We start from the raw sequence: 19,694 nt of genomic DNA, 5'->3' as shown, positions 1-19,694 counted from the left end.
CTGACTCAATCAAGCGATGCTGAACAATCGTGTGTATAATTCTTTTATCTTGAAATTAAAGTGCTGCTATGTTGCAAATTCTCCAAAAAAATGCTGATGAAAGTAGTTTCTGTCCACTTTGTCAGGCCAGTATGTACTTTATTGAAGCAGAAGAATTTGATAAAGAAATCCTATTCCATCAATGCTCTCACTGCCACCATCAAGTCTTTCAAGATGAAAACCGCAACTGTCATTGTGAGCGTTGCACAGCAAAACGAAAGAAAATGATGCAGGAAACTCGCATTCAAGAACAACGTAAAATTGCATCGAAGAATAAAGACATACAAGAACTCGATTTGCATCAACTGAGCTTTATGCACAAGTTGTTTTTACTCTCAATATTAGATCAACAAGTCCATGAGCACACCCAACATCAAGAATTCATTGATTGGGAAAATATTAAATATCACACCATTACCCCAAGTTATTTATTTCAAAATTATTTGATGAAACAACTTTTGAAAGACAATATTCTTGTCCCACGTGACTTTTCGAGTGAACTCAGTCAATACTATATTAATGTCCGTCTTGACGGCTATTCTGAGCCGAGCTTGTTTAGTATTACTCAAGCATTACGTCAGCTCTTTTATGAAAATCTGAGCCAAGGTGTACCATTTAAAAATAGTGATGAAGTGAAAAGTGCACTCTACACTCTGTTGTACCAAGAAATTATTCAATTTGCGCAATACTACTGTCGTACTTGGGGCGTTCAAATTGCTGGAAATCAGAGTTTTCAAACCTTTTGTTTTAGATTATTAGACTCTCTCGCTGTGGGTCAAATCTATTATTTAGTTCAAACTGCGCTTGAATATTTGCACCATCAGAAAGCACTCCAAGCCCGTAATGAAAATTTTATCAATACCAACCTTTTAAAAAAGACCTTACAGCAATATCGTGAACGTTCTTTAGCTGAAAAATGGGAAACCTCAACACTGCCAAGGCTACCTAACTTGCCTTTAAGTAAAATGAGCGAAATCTTATTTTTTCATTTTCTAGGCTATGATGAATCAATCTTTTTTCAACCTGTTTGGCGATCGTGGAGTAAAATCGAGCCACGTTTAAATTTCTACTCACAAAAACGTTGTATGAATTGTGGCTCGAATGAACTTTCTGTGGATTATGACGCAGATGACTATGTCAGTTTAATTTGTCGTAATTGTAATCACCAAGACCACTATTTTACACGCTAGCGAACGACTATGAATCATCCAGAAAACTTGATAGCAAATGCTCCAAAAGATATTGTGGTTCAAACCCAAGAGATGCTTAAACAGGTCATTGAAGCATGGCATCTGTTAAAAACCACTCAACCTTTAGTGCATTGTATGACCAATCAGGTTGCTGCCAACTATGTCGCAAATGTACTGTTAGCTGCTGGTGCCTCACCTGCCATGATTGATAATCCTTTTGAAGCTGAAAGTTTCGTGAGTATTAGTCAAGCTTTAAGTATCAATTTAGGGACTCCTCATACAGAACAAGTTGCCGCAATGAAAATTGCCACAGAAACTGCTCACAAAAAAAATATACCTTGGGTATTAGATCCTGTTGGCTATAGTGCTGTTTTGCCATGGCGTACTGAAATTACAAATGATTTATTGCGGTTTAAACCCACCATTATCCGAGGTAATGCTTCAGAAATTGGGAGCTTAGCAGGACAACAAAATCAATCTAAGGGTGTAGACAGTACCCTCGATAGCGCTGCCGTAGTAGAACAGGCAAAAACTTTATTAGATTACTCTGAATGTATCGCAATTTCTGGCGAATCTGATTTTATTCTTTCTAAGTCTTATGGATGTATGGTTAAGATTAATGGAGGTTCACATTTACAGCCAAAAGTTACCGCTACAGGATGCGCCTTAGGTGCATTAATTGCTGCTTATGCTGGCGTAACAAACCCAACCATTGCATGTATTGCTGCCCATGTACACTTTGCCATCGCAGGTAAGCTCGCTTATACGCAGGCTCAAACTGTCGGAAGTTTTAATGTCGCTTTCATCGATGAACTCTATAGCTATTCGGCTGAAAAAATTCAAAACAGTGCAGATATCGAAATACTGACTTTTGCTGCATAACGATAGGCTGAAGATCACTTCAGCCTTTTTAGTCTTACTTCTGAACTCTACCTTTACGATAATGCTCTTTTGGCATTTCCGCTAACTCAATGATCAATTGAACCGTTAAGCCTTGAGTATGATAACCATTAAAGCTATGAAGATACTCATTTAAGCGATCTGAAATAAGATTCTTTTGCTCTTCATTACGCCCCGTCATGATCCCTAAACGAACATGAATATAGGCTTGAGGCTCTTCGCCAAAACCAATCAGGAAATCACTATTAGCACGAATACGTGATTTGATATCAGAAGGATGCCCCACTAGACCTGTATCAAATAAAGCGTGGTTTAAGCCTAAAAGTAACGCTTGCGCATCTAAATTTTGGATATTATCCGAATACTCAACGATCATCTGTGGCATCTTAATTCCCTTTGCTTGTGTGTTAAAAAATCAATTTCAAATGCGTAACTCATTATTCAATGAATAATAAGGCTAATCTCACTTGGTCATAGCCCATACGCGGATTGGTATTTTCCACGATCGGACGCAACTTGATCGCACCATCTTCACCGAAATGTTCAGGACTCTGTCTTTTAAGTAATTTTTTATAGATTTTACGTACTTGTTCAACGACTTCATCCCCAGGATGAGCAACCGAGATATCTAACCCCTGCTCACGATGGAGTTTGCCTAAGTGGTTAATAATGGTTGCTGGCGTTAAACCACGCTCAACCGCAATATCCTGAATTTCATAACCATTTTCAAAGAGTTCGCGAGTTTCATCGAGAGTCGCGGTGGCATAATTGGCTTTGCCTGCATTTTTGGCAATTTTTTTCTCATTACGACTAATCTCAAGCTCATTGAGTGTGCCACCACAGTGCCGAATAAATGCCTTATGTTGCGCTTCTAAATCAGCATCACCAAAATGCGCTTCTGCTTCATCAGAGAGTTCTTGAAATCTTCTGTCGGCTTTAATTGCTAAACTGTCTAATTCTAATGCTTGCTCATTGAAGCCGAGCAACCTCAGACCATCAATAGATTTCAAACGAGATAAGGCGACATAGCCCTGACCCTTTTCAAAGGTATTCGCCAAATTGATTTCCGCCGCCGATAAAGTCATCCCTTGAGACTTATGAATAGTAATCGCCCAAGCTAACCGCAAAGGAACTTGGGAAAAACTCGCGATTGTCTTTCCTGCATCATTATCAACAGACCAGGTTTCAGGTTCGACCACCAGAACAGTGCCGTCTGTTAATTTCACTTTAGGTAATACCCCGTGATCATCTACTTCTTCAAAGCCAATGACTTCACCAAGGCTGCCATTGATATAACCCACATCAAAATTGTTTTTTACAAACATGACTTTGGCATGTTTCTTTAAGGTCAATTCTTCTGGTGCACGAACGGAAGATTTTAATGTCTCGATTAATTTTTCATTACCATCCATTTGTGCACAAAATTGATGACCATCCCCATCAATCTCATTTAAATGACGATAATTAATGGCATCAACATCCATATTATGGGTATACAAACGTGTAAATGTTTCACCAATATCTTGCTCACGCGTTTGTTGTAAAGCTTGAATATGCTCAGCTTGAATATTTTGCGCACGGATTGCATTCAAAATATCATTTAAGACTGAGTCATCTTGTCGATGTTGTTCGGTTAAATAACAAACACGAAATTTCGCCTCTACCCAAGCTTGGGACATAAAACAGAATTTATCTCGATTTTTTTCGTCATTGCGTCCGACTGGTGGTAACTGGAAGAAATCTCCAGCGGCAATCACCTGTATGCCACCAAATGCTTCATCAGACTCTTTAAAAAACTTGAGCACTTGATTAACTAAATTAAGCTGCTTCGCATGTAGCATCGAAATTTCATCAATGATCAACACCTGCGCATTTTCTAAATGCTCTTTAAGATATTTACGCTCTTTCATGCGCTTTAGATCATCATCTGATAAAAAATCTTTGATCCCGATCCCCGCCCACGTATGAATGGTCATCCCATTCATGTGTGTGGCTGCAATGCCTGTAGATGCGGTAATGGCGACTGAAACTTTTCGTGCCTTAAGATAATTAATATATTGATTAAGCGTATACGTTTTTCCTGCACCTGCAGAACCTGTCAAAAAGACATTTTCTCCTGCTTTCATTAACTTCAGTGCAGTTTCTTGTTTCATATGTGCTTAACCTAATTTGAACGCTCATAGCCTAACGACATTTCATCAAAAAGTTAAGCCAAAAATCAGCCTTGTGATCATGTTAACGCTTGAATACGTCAATTTAAGGCGCATCAGCTGTTGATTTGTTCAGGATCCCCAAAATTCCAAATCAACATTTCATTGACTTGATGTACAAACTCTTTAGCCTCCCTCACAACCTTAAGATCAGCAACTTCGTTATTGGGCAAACGCAGTTGGTCAAAATGAAGCTGATCGAATTTAAAAAAACAACCGAGTGTCAAATGCTGTGAGGGATCATGTAAATTTGACATATGGAACGCCACATATTCACCATCAATAATTCTTTGGGTATAAGATAAAGCCAGACAATGTTTATAATTTACAGACTCTTGAATAATTTGCTCTAATTCATTCAACTCCACAAATTTCCAATTCTCTGTATACATGACTGCTTGAGGTGATACTCGTTTCCAATGACTTTCAGCATGTCTCAATTTCAAAGTCGTCAATGTATCCACATAATGTAAATGCTGATGCCAACGTATTGCTTGCTGATACCATGCGGGCCATGTCATATTTTTCGAAATAGTTCTATCTTGTTGGAAAAAATCAATGAGATAATCTGCGACATAAGAGTCAAAAATACTATTGCTTCGGTTATATTGAGAGTTTGGATGTTTAAAGCGCTGCCTAAACTCATCTAGATTGATATGATACTGCTGCATCAAGAAATGAAAATGCGTTTGATGTTGTGTTGAGGGCTCAATAAATTTGATGATTTCATCAGGTAGATCTTTAACTAAGTCATTTAAAAACAACATATAAGACTGCATCACTTGAGAAATACGTTTAAAGACATATTTCACTGAACTCAATCCTTGCTGATCCAATGACCATAACAAGTCCAACCATTCATTAAGATATAAAATAGAAGCCGTGAGTGGCAGTGATTTTTTTAAATCTTGAGCATTTTGTGCCTCATTCAATGCATATGAATGATGCTCAGCAGATAGTTCAAACCATGATTGTTGCTGTGAAATACGTAAACACTCAGAAATAAATAAACGACCGATAACCTGTTCAAAATATTGAATCGAGAGTTGTATGACATGCGGATGTACTTTAGAGCAATCCACAAAACTTAAAGCGGTGACAGCCAATCGAATATTTGGATCTTTTAAATTTTCACTTACCCAGTCGATGACAAGATAATCTTGTTTAAATAACCAATTCACTGCTCTTTTGTGTATAAACAGTGGCGACTGTTGCGCTATATCTTCTACCCAATACTGCACATCTTTATTTAAAAAATTTTGTTTATTGAAAATATCTTGATACTGCCAATACCCTCGTTTGATCCAACGTGTAAAACCTAATAAATGCGGTGTTTGCTCGTTATGCTGTTTGAGTAAATTGAAATCAGGCTCTAAGTCTACCAATTGAGATAAGCTAAATTGTTCTTCGAAAGAAATTTGTGCCATACGATATAACCGTTTTGGCAACATTAATTCTGCTGAAGTGCTTAACCGATCGTATACTGGAATCAATTTTTGCACTGCAAGAAAATTATCTCCTATGACTGAATTGACCAAACACAGATGTTTAAAATTTAGTTCAACTTCCAGAGGTATTTGAGCACCAAATCGACTGAAATTCAGCAAATGAGGTTCATCATAATACTCACTTTGTATCATGATTCGATCTAACTGCATCGCTTGCTGATCGGTCAAATTATAGAGGCACTGTTCAACACGATTTTCTCCATCGACCCATTTAAAGACTTCTTCAACCAGCATTTGACGAAATAACTGCACTTTCGTTTTTAAATATAAAGAATGATGTGAGGCCTTATGATTAAAGATAAAACTAAAATCATTGAACATAAAATCCGCAATTTTTTGAATCTCGACATTTGAGTGGGATGTATAAAATTGAATTTTATAATCATCGATACACTCAACTGTGAGCAGTCCATCTGCGATCACTAAGCTATTATTTTCCTGATCAATTACGAATAAATTTTCAGGCGTAATCGTCCATAGATATAACCACTGATCCTGAAATACGGCTTTGAGTGTATCGCAATGATCAATTAATGCCTGTGCAGTATATTGATGACGTTGCTTTGGATTTTGCGGAGGACACGCCAGCATACAGTTTGCCTAAATAAGAAAGACTGGAAGAATTTTAAAAATAACAACGATATAACTATATTATTCTATCTTAAAATGAGTTGTGCTATTCAGATTCTGTAACTTTTGTATGAGTCAGATAAGCAGTTCGTATCATGCAACAATTATATGAAAATTTCTTGAAAGTGCGTTTGACTCACTGCTCTGACTGTATTAAAACAATCTCATACTAAGAACTTTAGAGACAATAATGAAAACAGTGGTGATTACAGGTGCAAATACAGGAATTGGATTAGCGACAGCAAAAAAATTTGTTGAAGATGGTCATCATGTCGTACTTGCCTGTCGTAATTTGGATAAAGCTCAGAAAGCTAAAGCAGAAATCAGCACCAAAGGTCATGGTCAAATTGATATTGTAGAATTAGATTTAAATGATTTAAATCAAGTCAAATCTGCAGCACAAACTTTAAAAGAAAAATATTCACAGATTGATATTTTGGTCAACAATGCAGGTCTAATGACGCCTAAATTAGAAGAAACGGCTAATGGTTTTGAAAAACAAATAGGCGTCAATTATCTAGGACATTTTGTGTGGACAATACAATTGTTACCTTTACTTCAAAACGCGCCTTCAGGCCGTATCATTCATCTTGCATCCATGATGCATGTTCTGGGTAAAATTGACACACATCAATTTAAATTTCATTCTGTTAAAAAATATAACGGTGTACTCAGCTATGGAAATAGTAAATTAGCAAATTTACTATTTAGTCATGCCTTAGCTGAAAAGCTCAAAGGCACATCTATCACCAGTAATGCAATTCATCCAGGTGGTGTGGATTCCGAAATTTATCGCGAGCTTCCTAACTATCAATATCGCGCTTTAAAATTGTTCTTAATCTCACCCAACAAACCAGCAAATCTTATTCATCAAATTGCGTTATCACCTGAATGGTCTAAGAAAACAGGTCAATACAAAAGTTTGCAAACACCAGCTTTTCAATCTGCACATGCGAAAAATCGTAGTTTAGCTCAGCGATTGTTTAACGAGACAGAACAACTTTTAAAAGAATATTTATAGTCAATATAAAAAATTTTGAATCAGGGAATGAATCAATAGATGATCGAAAAAATGAGTGCTGAGACCACGCTACAATACCAACCCGACATTTTAGGTGAAAAATTTGAGCAACATATTTTCAAATTTTCGCCTGATTATGATGGTGAGGTTATTGCAACATTAGTACGTCGTCCATCAGATATTCCATCAACTAAAGCTGTGCTGTATATCCATGGCTTTATTGATTATTTCTTTCAACAAGAAATGGCGAAAAAATTTAATGCCCAAGGTTTTCAGTTTTACGCCATTGACCTTAGAAAATACGGTAGATCACTACTTCCGCATCAAAAACCTTATTTTGTGAAAGACCTAACCGAATATGATGAAGATATTCATGCCGCATTGAATACAATTCAAAGTGACGGAAATGAATCGGTATTATTATGCGGTCATTCTACAGGCGGTTTAACTGCCACTTATTTTTCAATTCGACACCCTGATCATCCATTGATTAAAGCAATCTGGGCCAACAGCCCATTTTATGATTTCAATATGAATGTATTAAAAAAGAAATATGCGCTTCCAATGATTGCAAAATTAGCTCAGCAATTTCCGTTGATGCAATTACCAAGTGAATTAAATAAGTTTTACGTGAAGAGTTTGCACGAAAATTTGAACGGTGAATGGAGTTTTGATCTCAAGCTTAAACCTAAAACCTACACCAAAGTGTATTTGAGTTTTATTGGTGCTGTTGTGAAAGCACAACAGAAAATTCAATCTGGTCCTAAAATTTCAGTTCCGCTCCTTGTTATGCACTCAAGTCGCACGACCAATCCGAAGAAATACAATATTGATGTTCAGACCTCTGATGTGATTTTAGATGTAAAAACCATCGAAAAATATGCAAAAGGATTACAAGGTGATGTCACTGTAATGACAATTAAAGATGGCCTGCATGATTTGGTTCTTTCAAAAAAACTGGTTCGTCAGCAAGTGTATGACCAACTCTTTGCTTGGCTTTCTTCAAAAAATCTATAAATTCAGTTTATCTAAGACCTCATTTTACTGGTCTTGATTGTTAATGTGTATTGATCAAGCTGAATGGACTTTCTCTTGGTCATACAATATTTCTATTCTTCAACGTTTCCATCTCTTCACAGACCTTTGCGACCAATCTCCTTTTCACCCATTTGAAATATTATTTCTTGCTTTCTGTTTCTTGTTTTGAGCCATGGAGAAATTGGGTTGGTATTTGGTAGGTACACATCTTCTCAAGCGTGTCCAATACTGCAAACACGGTAAATATCGCCGAACACAACAATAAATGGTAAAAGGAATCTCACCATGGCTTTTAAAAATATTGCAGACCAAACAAACGGGTTTTATATCCCTTGTGTTTCACTTTTCGGACCAGGTAGTGCTAAAGAAGTTGGAAGCAAAGCTCAAAATTTGGGCGCTAAAAAAGCACTGATTGTGACTGATGCAGGTTTATACAAATTTGGTGTCGCAGATATCATCGCTGGCTATTTAAAAGAAGCGCAAGTGGAGAGCTACATATTTGCAGGTGCTGAGCCTAATCCGACTGATATTAATGTTCACGATGGTGTGGAAGCCTACAATAATAATGCTTGTGATTTTATTATTTCTTTAGGTGGTGGCTCTTCACATGATTGTGCTAAAGGTATTGGTTTAGTGACTGCAGGTGGTGGGCACATTCGCGACTATGAAGGAATCGATAAAAGTACCGTTCCGATGACACCTCTTATTGCAATCAACACAACTGCAGGAACTGCTTCGGAAATGACGCGTTTCTGTATTATTACCAATACAGAAACTCATGTAAAAATGGCAATCGTCGATTGGCGTTGCACTCCACTCATTGCCATAGATGATCCTAAACTGATGATCGCAAAACCTGCAGCATTGACAGCTGCAACAGGTATGGATGCGCTTACTCATGCAGTCGAAGCCTATGTTTCAACAGCAGCAAATCCAATTACAGATGCCTGTGCTGAAAAAGCCATCAGCATGATCAGTCAATGGCTGAGTCCTGCGGTTGCTAATGGTGAGAATATTGAAGCACGTGATGCAATGAGTTATGCACAATATTTGGCAGGCATGGCATTTAATAACGCCTCTTTAGGTTATGTACATGCCATGGCTCACCAATTAGGCGGTTTTTATAATCTTCCGCATGGTGTATGTAACGCGATTTTACTCCCTCATGTCTGTGAGTTCAACTTAATTGCCTGCCCTGATCGTTATGCCAAAATAGCTGAATTAATGGGTGTAAATATTGAAGGATTAACCATTAATGAAGCTGCATATGCAGCAATTGATGCGATCAAAATCCTCTCTCAGTCCATTGGCATTCCAACAGGATTAAAAGAGCTTTCGGTTAAGGAGGAAGATTTAGAAGTGATGGCTCAAAATGCACAAAAAGATGCCTGCATGCTCACTAACCCACGTAAAGCAGATCTCCAACAAGTTATCAATATTTTTAAAGCTGCAATGTAAACTTTTGATTTGCTAGATCTAAAAGAGAATCTGGATATACTTCAGATTCTCTTTTTTATTCTTTGATTCTCAATCGAATTCAATACTGCATTACATCAGGAATGGCGGCGTTAAATTTTTGTAGGTATAAAAAATGAGAGTAAAGGTTGTTAACAATATGAAAAAGATGCTTTAGGCTGTTGTGTTTTACTTTAATTTGACTCAATTATGATAGTGCTGTAAAAGTTGTTGCGTTGAATGATCTTGCGGTGATAACTCCATTAAACGCTCCATTGCATCAACTGCGTCAGGATTTCGTGCAATGTATTTTAAAAGCACTTCGACATCAGAATAGTTAAAAATTGCTTCACTCAAACGCGAATCTAGACAATTTCGCCAAGAACATAAGAATGGGCTTTCAGTTTTTGCGAGCATTACACCATTGACCTGCTGTAAAGCTTTATCAACAAATCCAACGTCTAAAGCATTTTCGATTTGGAGGAAATCAGCTTCAATATGCGCCAGTAATTTATAGGGTCTTGAGCCTAACATTCCACCCAATAAATCTCGAAGCTGGGACATTTCAGCTTTTAAAGTTCCCATGCTTACCTTTCGCTCCCCATACAAAGCTTGATGAAGCGAATCTAAGCTAAGCCCTTGAGGACATAATGCCAATATTGTCAAAATTTCAATCTGTCTAGGGGTAACCACCAAGGTACGTCCGTTAAATATGACTTGAGGAATTCCAAAGGTACGAATAAATAAATGTTGGCGTTGATAATTCAGTAATGCTGATTGTATTAAAGATGCACAACGTTCTGCTGCGAGTAGTCCAAAACTATTGTGATGATCCCATGTCGTTGATAAATCTAATACACCAATGAGTTGCTTCGAAAATGGATCAACAATTGGCGCTGCATAGCACACCCAATCATGAATAGACTCCATATAGTGTTCATTTGAAAACACACAACTTGATTTTTCAGTTTTCAAGGTTAATGCTAAAGCATTGGTTCCAACCATTTCCTCCCGCCATTGACCTCCTTCAATAAAGTGAACACGTTCTGCAGCCTTACGCATTTGTTGACTAGCTTCCGTCCAAATAATGGTGCTGTTGATATCGCCTACCGCAAGTACCATAGATGATTGTTGTGCAACATGTTTTAACTCTTGTTCACATATTTTCAATGCTTGATTTAGGCTGTTACTTTCAACAGTACTCGTTGTGATCAACGGCGCTACCATTCGCTCTTTCGGAATTTCTGCCAACTTCGATCTTTGCCAAGACTTTAAAATATGCTGACCAAGTTGTTTCGCCTGTACAGTTGAAAGACTGATTTTCTCTCTAAGTGTTTCTATTTGTTGTCTTTGCTTGATAAGAGTCTGCATTGAGTTCATTCCTTATTATCTCAACATTTCCCAATATGCATATGTTGTACTTATTATAGTTATAGTATTTGTTGATCAGTTGTAAACCTTCATCATTCCAACCTTTTTCCAACCTTATTGTGGTTATGTTAACTCATCAATAATAGAAGATATCTAATACCAAAGACGAAGATATTTTCCATAACTTTACAGCACAACCAAAGGATGGACACTATGCGCTACGCTGATCCCAATCAACCAGATTCTAAAGTTCAATTTAAAGCACAATACGAAAATTTCATTGGTGGGAAATGGGTTCCTCCAGTAAAAGGTGAGTATTTTGATAATCTTTCTCCCGTAGATGGGAAAGTCTTTACTCGAGTTCCCCGCTCTTCAGTCGAGGATATTGAACTTGCTTTGGACGCAGCTCATGCCGCTAAAACTGAATGGAACAAAACGTCTGCAACAACTCGCTCTAACATTTTATTAAAAATAGCAGATCGCTTAGAAGAGAATCTAGAATTACTTGCTGTGGCAGAAACATGGGACAATGGTAAACCTATCCGTGAAACCTTAGCTGCAGATATTCCACTGTGTATTGACCATTTCCGCTATTTTGCTGGCTGTATCCGCGCACAAGAAGGTGGTATTTCAGAAATTGATGAAGATACTATCGCCTACCATTTTCATGAGCCATTGGGTGTCGTTGGACAGATTATTCCTTGGAACTTTCCGATTTTAATGGCGGCGTGGAAACTTGCGCCTGCATTAGCAGCGGGGAACTGTATTGTCTTAAAACCAGCTGAGCAAACTCCTGTCAGTATTCTAGTTTTAGTTGAACTGATACAAGATATTTTACCACCAGGTGTGCTGAATATCGTCAATGGTTATGGTGTTGAAGTAGGACGCCCTCTTGCCACAAATCCACGTATTTCAAAAATTGCATTTACCGGCTCAACTGCAGTCGGTCAATTAATTATGCAATATGCCACCGAAAATATTATTCCAGTGACATTAGAACTGGGTGGCAAATCTCCAAATATTTTCTTCGAAGACATTATGGATAAGGATGATGAATATCTAGATAAAGCGCTTGAAGGTTTTGCCATGTTTGCGCTGAATCAGGGAGAAATCTGTACTTGTCCATCACGTGCTTTAGTCCAGGAAAGTATTGCAGATAAATTCTTAGAGATGGCTGTAGAGCGCGTGAAGCGAATTAAAACGGGACATCCACTTGATACAGAAACCATGATTGGTGCTCAAGCCTCGCAAGAGCAACAAGATAAAATTTTAGGTTGTATTGCGACAGGTCGTGAAGAAGGTGCTCAAATTCTTACAGGTGGTCAAGCACGTGAAGAAATTGGACAAGGTTTTTATATTGAGCCGACGATTTTCAAAGGCAATAACAGCATGAAAACATTCCAAGAAGAAATTTTTGGACCAGTTTTGGCTGTGACAACATTTAAAGATTTCGACGATGCTATCAAAATTGCCAATGACACCATTTATGGATTAGGTGCTGGTGTTTGGTCACGATCAGCGCATACTTCATATCGTGCAGGACGTGCAATTCAATCAGGTCGAGTCTGGACAAATTGCTACCATATCTACCCTGCTCATGCTGCTTTTGGTGGTTATAAAAAATCAGGGATTGGTCGTGAAAATCATAAAATGATGCTGGATCATTACCAACAAACTAAAAATTTATTGGTGAGTTACTCAACTAAACCAATGGGTTTCTTCTAAAACAAAAGCTAAAGAAGCGGCTGATTGCCGCTTCTTTTCTGCTACAGGAGCTTAATGGATTAGCTGGCTTGTAGACTTTTCATATCAATCACAAAACGATATTTCACATCACTTTGAAGCATTCGCTCAAATGCCTCATTAATATTTTGCATATCAATGACTTCAACATCTGACACGATATTGTGCTGACCACAAAAATCAAGTAGTTCTTGAGTTTCTTGAATCCCACCAATCACCGATCCAGCGATTGATTTTCTTCCCATAATCATGGGCACGGAATTGCTGCTAAATTCTCCGAGATAGCCTACCAATACCAGTGTCCCACTCAATGCAAGTGTCGGAATATAAGGCTTTAAATCATGATCATAAGGCACAGTATCAATAATTAAATCAAACTGATTTTTCACTGATTTCATTTGTGTTGGATCTGTTGATAACACGACATGATCTGCACCTAAATCACGTGCATCCTGTTCTTTATTTGCTGATCGTGTAAATAAAGTCACTTCTGCACCAAGTGCATGAGCAAGTTTAATCGCCATATGACCTAAACCACCGAGTCCAACAACAGCCACTTTAGAGCCTTCACCGACATTCCAATGTTTTAATGGCGACCACGTCGTGATCCCAGCACATAAGATGGGTGCAATGGATTGTGTATCTAAATTTTCAGGTACTTTCAATACAAAATCTTGGCTCGCAATGATCGTTTGTGCGTAGCCACCATAAGTAGGTGTTTGATCATGACGATCTAAACTACCATACGTTTGTGTATTGCCAGCTTCACAATATTGCTCCAAACCTTGGTGACAAGCAGAACAAGTACGACATGAATCTACCATACACCCGATTCCGACCAGATCTCCAACCTTAAACTTCGTTACCGATGCTCCGATGCTTTTTACGCGACCAATTACTTCATGACCAGGTACAATTGGGTAACGACTAAAACCCCAATCATTACGCGCTTGATGTAAGTCAGAATGACATACACCGCAGTATTCAATATCAATAATGACATCATCGGGGCGAGCTTGACGTTGCTGAAACGTATATGGAACCAATGGACTTTTAGAATCAAGCGCTGCGTAAGCTAAAACATTATGGGTCATCGTGACTCCCTCAAGCTGTTAATTTCGTACTCTCTTATTCGTTATATCACATCAATATTTTTAATAAATTTAGCTGAGTCTCAATTTAATTTCTTTTTCACTTATTTTTGTAATTCGCGCTCTACAAAATGCAAGCGATCTTGCCCCCAGTACATATTTTCCCGCAAAAAAAATGTAGGTGCTCCGAATACCCCTCGTTGTACGGCATTGTTTGTTTCATCAATCAATTTTTGTTTTACCACCGGATCTTGGCTTAAATCCAAAAGTTGCTGACCGTCGATTGCATCACCTTGAAATAAATTTATCAGAACTTCTGGATCGGCTAAATTCAAGGGCTTTCTAAACATCGCATCGAAAAGCTTGGTCAAAATCACTTCAAAATATTCATCATGATAGATTTTGACTCCCGTTAATATACGCATTAAAGTCAATGTATTCATTGGAAAATATGGATTCATCTGCATCGGGATCTGATAATAATCTGACCAACGACTTAAGTCTTGCATTGAATAGATCCCTTTAGCAGTCACCTCAATTGGACTCTTGTTACCAGTCGATTTAAAAATTCCACCCAATAAAATCGGTGTGTACTCAATCTCTGCATTATATTTTTTGGTGATTTCTTGTAGCTTGTAAAAAGCCAAATAACTAAATGGGCTGCCAAGGTCGAAATAAAATTCAACTTTTTGTTGTTGTTTAGTCATGTCTTATCCTTATTAAATATGATTACCACTGTTCAGACCATGGACGCAAATCCAATTCATGTGTCCAAGCATCTCGTGGTTGATGAGCAATATGCCAATAGTTATCAGCTATATGTTGAGGATTCAAAATACCGTCATGCTGTTTTTTTTCATACAAATGAGGGAAAGTATCTTTAATAAAATCAGTATCAATCGCCCCATCAATAATGACGTGCGCAACATGAATATGATGAGGCCCTAACTCTTTCGCCATACTTTGGGCTAAGGCTCTTAACGCATGTTTAGCGCCAGCAAAAGCGCTGAAGTATGATGAACCACGAATACTTGCTGTTGCACCAGTAAAAATGATAGTGCCGCGCTGCCTTGCGACCATCCGTTTAGCGACTTCACGACCATTTAAAAAAGCACTAAAACAAGCCATTTCCCAGATTTTAAAATATTTACGTGCTGTTTCTTCTAGAATGCTACACGGCACATTTGCTCCAATATTAAAGACCAATACTTCAATCTGACCAATGTCACGTTCAATTGTGTCAATCAGTTGAATCACTTGATCCTCTTTTCTTGCATCTGAAGCAAATCCATAAGCTTGACCACCGTGTGCTTCAATCTCTCGGATGACAGGTCCAAGCTTGTCTGCATTGCGTCGAGTCATACAAGCAGTATATCCACCTCGTGCAAAGCGTTTTGCGATCTCACTGCCTGTGGCATCTCCTGCACCAATGATCAGTGCGACCTTGTTATGTGTTGATTTTTCTTCTGAATAATTAATTTTTGACTGCTGATCGTTCATCATCTCTCCATTAAATAACGATCGTTATTATAACGATCACTATGTTATAGTTTTGAGGCACAGTCAATGGTTATTGAATATTCAATATGAGATATAAAGCAGGATACAAAGAAGAAAAACGTCGCGAAATTTTAAAAACCAGTGGTGAACTCGCAAAAAAACAAGGTTTTAACAATACTGGGGTTGATGGTTTTATGCACGCTGCAAATATGACCAGCGGTGCTTTCTATTCTCACTTTTCTTCAAAAAACGACTTATTTAAAGCCTTAATCGAATCTGAAATCGGAGCAAGTATTCAACAGTGGGAAATGAATCCTCATCAAGATCCAGAATCTTGGTTAGATTTTGAAATGAACCGATATCTTTCTCTATTACACGTTCAACACCCAGAAAAAGGCTGTGTTTTACCCTCACTTGCTGCTGAAGTTTCACGCGCTGATGCTGACATTAAACAATGTTTTGAAAAAGAACTTCAGCGTGGTTACAAACTATTTGCGCAGCATGCTCCAGAACCTGATTTCGCTTGGGCCATACTCTGTCAAATGGTGGGCTCCGTACTATTAGCGCGTGGAGTTCAAGATGAACGCTTAAAAAAAGATATTCTCAATTCTAGTCTAGCGATGCTTAAGAAATTATTAAAAAAAGAGATTGCGAAATAAATCGTTTTATATTGTTTTATGGACGAAACCTTAGTTCCAAAAGTTCTATACTATAATCTCCTCATCATTCTTTTAAGAACGTCACATCATGAGAAAGCTTCCTGAAACAGTATATGCAATACAGCATTTAGCCTTTGAAGATCTAGGTTCTTTTGAGGAGACACTATATCAACTGGGTTATCGGGTCAGATATTTTGATGCAGGTGTGGATGATCTTTCAGTAGCCTTAAAGTACGAAGGTCTGACCATTATTTTGGGTGGACCGATTGGTGTTTATGAGACAGAAGATTACCCTTTCCTACAAACAGAAATAGACTTACTTAAAGAAAGATTAAAACTCCAACGCCCTACGCTTGGCATCTGTCTAGGTGCTCAACTCATTTCAAAAGCCTTGGGCGGTGCAGTATATGCTGGCCATACTAAAGAAATTGGCTGGAGTACGGTAGATATTATAAATGAGCAAGACAACGTTCTAAATTCTTTAAATGGTGTGCCAGTTTTGCATTGGCATGGTGATACCTTTGATCTTCCCGCGCAATCGAAACTTCTGGCGAGCACTCAAATTTATAAAAATCAGGCTTTTCAAGTTGGATCTAATATTTTAGCACTCCAGTTCCATCCTGAAGTGACCTCAGATAGTTTAGAGAAATGGTTGATTGGTCATACTTGCGAATTGCGTAAAGCGGGTATAGATATTACTCAATTACGTGCAGATAACCATCGTTATGCTGAAAAACTTGAATCTGTGGCAGGTTCAATCTTAAGCCGTTTTATTGAACAGATTAAATGATTTTGATTTGATTGCCTTCAACCCAACTGTAGATCAGGATATTGGATTGTGCTATACCTAAATTCAATATCCAAAAATTATAATGAAGATATAAATGTCACCACTGTTCAGTTTAGCCATCATTCATTTCTTTGCACTTATTAGTCCTGGACCAGATTTTTTATTTGTCACGCAAAGTGCGGTTCGACAGTCTCGCATACATGCACTTTTTGCAGCATTAGGAATTTCTCTTAGTATTTTAGTTTGGGCAATTTGTGCTATGAGTGGATTACACTATCTATTCCAAAAAATGGCTTGGCTCCAAACAATTATGATGATTTTAGGAGGGGTTTATCTCATTTATTTAGGCATTCAACTCTTTAAATCAGGGCTAACGAAATTAGAACCTGCTTCAGCTTACGTTACAAAAGGCATAGTCAAGAAAAAATACAGTTCTTTACTGATTCAAGGCTTTCTCACCAATATGGCAAATCCTAAAGCATTAGTTTACTTCAGTAGTGTTTTCGCGCTTGCGATGAATAGTGATGCAACTCTGATACAGCAGAGTTCACTGTTAATGTTAATTTTTGTTGAAAGCTTGATTTGGTTTGCGATAGTTGCTTTTATTTTTTCTGCTAAACAAGTAAACACAATATATCAAAAAATCAGCAAGAAGATTGATCTTATAACAGGTAGTATTTTTATCAGTTTTGGATGTTTCTTAATTTTTAATCGTGATTAAAAAAGCACCCGTAGGTGCTTTCTAAAATGTACTGTTTTTGAAGAATATTATTTCTTATCAGTTGCGACTGAAGCTTCAGTCGTAATATTCACCGTGATTTTGTCGCCTACATTAGGCACATATGCTCCAACACCGAATGCAGAACGGTCAAATGAAGTCGTTGCATTGAAACCAATAGACTGCGCTTTCGTCATAGGATGTTCAGCTTGTTTATTCAAAACAGCATCTAGTACGACAGGCTTAGTAACATTTTTAATCGTTAGATCACCTGTGATCTTATACTTGTTCTTACCATTTGGTTGTACTTTAGTACTTTTAAAAGTGATATTCGGATATTTTTCAGCATCAAAGAAATCTGGTTTCAATAAATGTTCATCTAATGCTTTGACATTTGTATTGATACTTGAAAGTGGAATTGTGACATTCACCGCTGAATTCGCAGGCTTTTCATTGTCTACTTTGATCGTTCCTTGGATATCGCTAAAATTACCTGATGGTGTAGAAAAGCCAAAATGATCCCAAGTAAATACTGTCGCTGTATGAGTTGGATCAATTTTATATTCAACTGGTTTAGCAAATGAAACTGTTGCTACAGAAAGCACTACGGCACTTAACGCTATTGTTTTAAAGTTCATCAATTTTTCCTCAAATTTTTTAAAACATTTATGAAATGGATAGTGAATAATGTATAGCATTCTGAAATTCTTGCATCAGTACAGATAGAACAGTTTGTTGCAAGATTAGAACGCACCTTAAGAAGGTGTCACTTTTATCAAATCAATTTGATCAGATTATGACTATCACTTGTGTATAGATCATGTTTTTCATCTTTAAGCTTTCTCCTAATAAGCAGTTAACATCAACACATATCTTAAATATGAGATTAAATTAAACATTTATACAATATACTAATATTTTGTCTCATATATAATACTAAAATTACCACTTTGAACTGGAGAATAATGATGAGTGAACAACAACAAGCGATTGATAAAGCGCTTAAAACTAAAGCACCTAAAGATGTCGTATTGGCTTTTTTATATAATACTGATAAATCAAGAGTAGCGATTGCTTCAGAAAAGTTAGTGGCTAAAGATGCCATTTATACTTCGCTAAATTTTAATAATCCTGAACTTAAACAAATTGAACCTTGGGCTGGTACTTCTACAGGTCGTGATGTCTACATTTATACTTTTTCTAATGTCGGAACTTATTGGACGATCGATGATTTTCAAATCACAGATATTTTAGCTGAAGATGAAACAGTGGCTGTATTCGGTCAATTTACTTATACATCTGTTTACGCTAAGCGCACTTTTACTTCACCTTTTTCAATTAAAGCAATAGTTAAAGATGGCTTAATCACGTATTTCCAGTTTATGGAAGATACTTATGCTTCAGCAGCATCTTTCAGAGTAAGTGGTGAATGGACAATTCAACAAAATGCTGATCCAAAATTAAATTTTACCGTGTCAGAAACTACGGCTAATTAACTGTAAAATAATAAAAATAGGCTATTAAAAAAGCCTCATAGGAGGCTTTTTTATGACTGTTAAAGCTTTTCAATCAGAATACGATCAATCTGTTTTAATCCTGAAGTTTTTTCACGATTTTTTCGACGTACTTTAATGATTTTCTCTTCTGCCATATCTTGTAGCAATAACTCTACTGCTACCATCGCTTCAAGTGGTAAGTCTTCACCAATCCACTTTTGCTCACCCGCATCCATTAAAGTAATTTCATCACTAATTTGCTCATACAAACTCATTGCGCTACTCACTTCCAATCTGAAATCTAGGGAATGAATGTATCTATATAGATACATAAA

19 protein-coding genes are annotated in these 19,694 nt (G+C 37.4%); 10 read left to right on the top strand and 9 right to left on the bottom strand.

Translation table 11 applies throughout. From position 1 onward, the window contains the following. Nucleotides 1-68 precede the first annotated feature (68 nt). Both AC1M9H_RS01405 and thiM read left to right on the top strand, forming a co-directional pair. Nucleotides 69-1,229, top strand: a complete 1,161-nt coding sequence (locus AC1M9H_RS01405; RefSeq protein ID WP_481587125.1) for a hypothetical protein — start codon at nt 69-71, stop codon at nt 1,227-1,229. A 9-nt stretch (nt 1,230-1,238) separates the two neighbouring features. Then, a complete protein-coding gene (thiM, locus tag AC1M9H_RS01400) occupies nt 1,239-2,111 on the top strand; it encodes a hydroxyethylthiazole kinase (protein WP_481612576.1) in 873 nt (290 codons plus the stop codon). Nucleotides 2,112-2,145: 34 nt separating this feature from the next. On the opposite strand, the gene AC1M9H_RS01395 is transcribed toward thiM, so the two are convergent. The 3 genes from AC1M9H_RS01395 to AC1M9H_RS01385 form a co-directional block, all read right to left on the bottom strand. Further along, the gene (locus AC1M9H_RS01395) at nt 2,146-2,514 is read right to left on the bottom strand and encodes a 5-carboxymethyl-2-hydroxymuconate Delta-isomerase (protein WP_481612575.1); all 369 of its coding nucleotides are present in this window, start codon (nt 2,512-2,514) and stop codon (nt 2,146-2,148) included. Nucleotides 2,515-2,566: 52 nt separating this feature from the next. Beyond that, nucleotides 2,567-4,282, bottom strand: coding sequence for an AAA family ATPase (locus AC1M9H_RS01390; protein WP_481608466.1), 1,716 nt, complete (start codon nt 4,280-4,282; stop codon nt 2,567-2,569). A gap of 113 nt (nt 4,283-4,395) precedes the next feature. Then, a complete protein-coding gene (locus tag AC1M9H_RS01385) occupies nt 4,396-6,438 on the bottom strand; it encodes a hypothetical protein (RefSeq protein ID WP_481612574.1) in 2,043 nt (680 codons plus the stop codon). A gap of 229 nt (nt 6,439-6,667) precedes the next feature. On the opposite strand from AC1M9H_RS01385, the gene AC1M9H_RS01380 reads away from it, so the two are divergent. The 3 genes from AC1M9H_RS01380 (at nt 6,668) to mdh (ending at nt 9,994) form a co-directional block, all read left to right on the top strand. Next, complete coding sequence (locus AC1M9H_RS01380) at nt 6,668-7,498, top strand: SDR family oxidoreductase (protein WP_481612573.1); 831 nt, start codon at nt 6,668-6,670, stop codon at nt 7,496-7,498. Nucleotides 7,499-7,549: 51 nt separating this feature from the next. Further along, entirely contained in the window at nt 7,550-8,515 is a 966-nt protein-coding gene (locus AC1M9H_RS01375; RefSeq protein WP_481612698.1) for an alpha/beta hydrolase, read from the top strand. A gap of 306 nt (nt 8,516-8,821) precedes the next feature. After that, nucleotides 8,822-9,994 carry an iron-dependent methanol dehydrogenase gene (gene mdh, locus AC1M9H_RS01370; RefSeq protein WP_035263769.1) on the top strand — a complete coding sequence of 391 codons (1,173 nt, stop codon included), beginning with the start codon at nt 8,822-8,824 and terminating at the stop codon, nt 9,992-9,994. Nucleotides 9,995-10,195: 201 nt separating this feature from the next. Here the strand turns inward: mdh and AC1M9H_RS01365 are convergent, their stop codons facing one another. Continuing rightward, nucleotides 10,196-11,371: a sigma-54-dependent transcriptional regulator family protein gene (locus tag AC1M9H_RS01365; RefSeq protein ID WP_481612572.1), complete on the bottom strand. Its 1,176-nt coding sequence runs from the start codon at nt 11,369-11,371 to the stop codon at nt 10,196-10,198. 204 nt (nt 11,372-11,575) lie between these two features. Here AC1M9H_RS01365 and exaC point away from each other — a divergent pair, with 204 nt between their 5' ends. Next, entirely contained in the window at nt 11,576-13,087 is a 1,512-nt protein-coding gene (exaC, locus tag AC1M9H_RS01360; protein ID WP_180027767.1) for an acetaldehyde dehydrogenase ExaC, read from the top strand. Nucleotides 13,088-13,146: 59 nt separating this feature from the next. Here exaC and AC1M9H_RS01355 read toward each other — a convergent pair whose 3' ends face one another. The 3 genes from AC1M9H_RS01355 to AC1M9H_RS01345 all read right to left on the bottom strand — a co-directional run bounded on the left by AC1M9H_RS01355 (nt 13,147) and on the right by AC1M9H_RS01345 (nt 15,699). Further along, a complete protein-coding gene (locus AC1M9H_RS01355; protein ID WP_035263776.1) occupies nt 13,147-14,199 on the bottom strand; it encodes an NAD(P)-dependent alcohol dehydrogenase in 1,053 nt (350 codons plus the stop codon). Nucleotides 14,200-14,300: 101 nt separating this feature from the next. Next, complete coding sequence (locus AC1M9H_RS01350) at nt 14,301-14,903, bottom strand: 2-hydroxychromene-2-carboxylate isomerase (RefSeq protein WP_481609561.1); 603 nt, start codon at nt 14,901-14,903, stop codon at nt 14,301-14,303. 22 nt (nt 14,904-14,925) lie between these two features. Next, on the bottom strand, nt 14,926-15,699 hold the full coding sequence (locus tag AC1M9H_RS01345; protein ID WP_481612571.1) for an SDR family oxidoreductase: 774 nt from the start codon (nt 15,697-15,699) through the stop codon (nt 14,926-14,928). Between the two features lie 83 nt (nt 15,700-15,782). Here AC1M9H_RS01345 and AC1M9H_RS01340 point away from each other — a divergent pair, with 83 nt between their 5' ends. The 3 genes from AC1M9H_RS01340 to AC1M9H_RS01330 all read left to right on the top strand — a co-directional run bounded on the left by AC1M9H_RS01340 (nt 15,783) and on the right by AC1M9H_RS01330 (nt 17,866). Next, nucleotides 15,783-16,355: a TetR/AcrR family transcriptional regulator gene (locus AC1M9H_RS01340; protein ID WP_481595374.1), complete on the top strand. Its 573-nt coding sequence runs from the start codon at nt 15,783-15,785 to the stop codon at nt 16,353-16,355. 88 nt (nt 16,356-16,443) lie between these two features. Further along, nucleotides 16,444-17,145: a glutamine amidotransferase gene (locus AC1M9H_RS01335; RefSeq protein ID WP_481595375.1), complete on the top strand. Its 702-nt coding sequence runs from the start codon at nt 16,444-16,446 to the stop codon at nt 17,143-17,145. Between the two features lie 94 nt (nt 17,146-17,239). Continuing rightward, entirely contained in the window at nt 17,240-17,866 is a 627-nt protein-coding gene (locus AC1M9H_RS01330) for a LysE family transporter (protein WP_035263786.1), read from the top strand. 47 nt (nt 17,867-17,913) lie between these two features. Here the strand turns inward: AC1M9H_RS01330 and AC1M9H_RS01325 are convergent, their stop codons facing one another. Then, nucleotides 17,914-18,501, bottom strand: coding sequence for a YceI family protein (locus AC1M9H_RS01325; RefSeq protein ID WP_481595376.1), 588 nt, complete (start codon nt 18,499-18,501; stop codon nt 17,914-17,916). A 327-nt stretch (nt 18,502-18,828) separates the two neighbouring features. On the opposite strand from AC1M9H_RS01325, the gene AC1M9H_RS01320 reads away from it, so the two are divergent. Further along, the gene (locus AC1M9H_RS01320; RefSeq protein ID WP_481612570.1) at nt 18,829-19,359 is read left to right on the top strand and encodes a nuclear transport factor 2 family protein; all 531 of its coding nucleotides are present in this window, start codon (nt 18,829-18,831) and stop codon (nt 19,357-19,359) included. Between the two features lie 59 nt (nt 19,360-19,418). On the opposite strand, the gene AC1M9H_RS01315 is transcribed toward AC1M9H_RS01320, so the two are convergent. Next, nucleotides 19,419-19,634 (bottom strand): hypothetical protein, encoded by a 216-nt coding sequence (locus tag AC1M9H_RS01315; RefSeq protein WP_035263790.1) that lies wholly within the window; start codon nt 19,632-19,634, stop codon nt 19,419-19,421. Nucleotides 19,635-19,694: the final 60 nt, after the last annotated feature.

Source organism: Acinetobacter sp. ANC_7512 (assembly GCF_056779935.1).
Note: the sequence above shows the minus strand (reverse complement) of the source record. Positions and strands in the feature narration are given on the sequence as shown.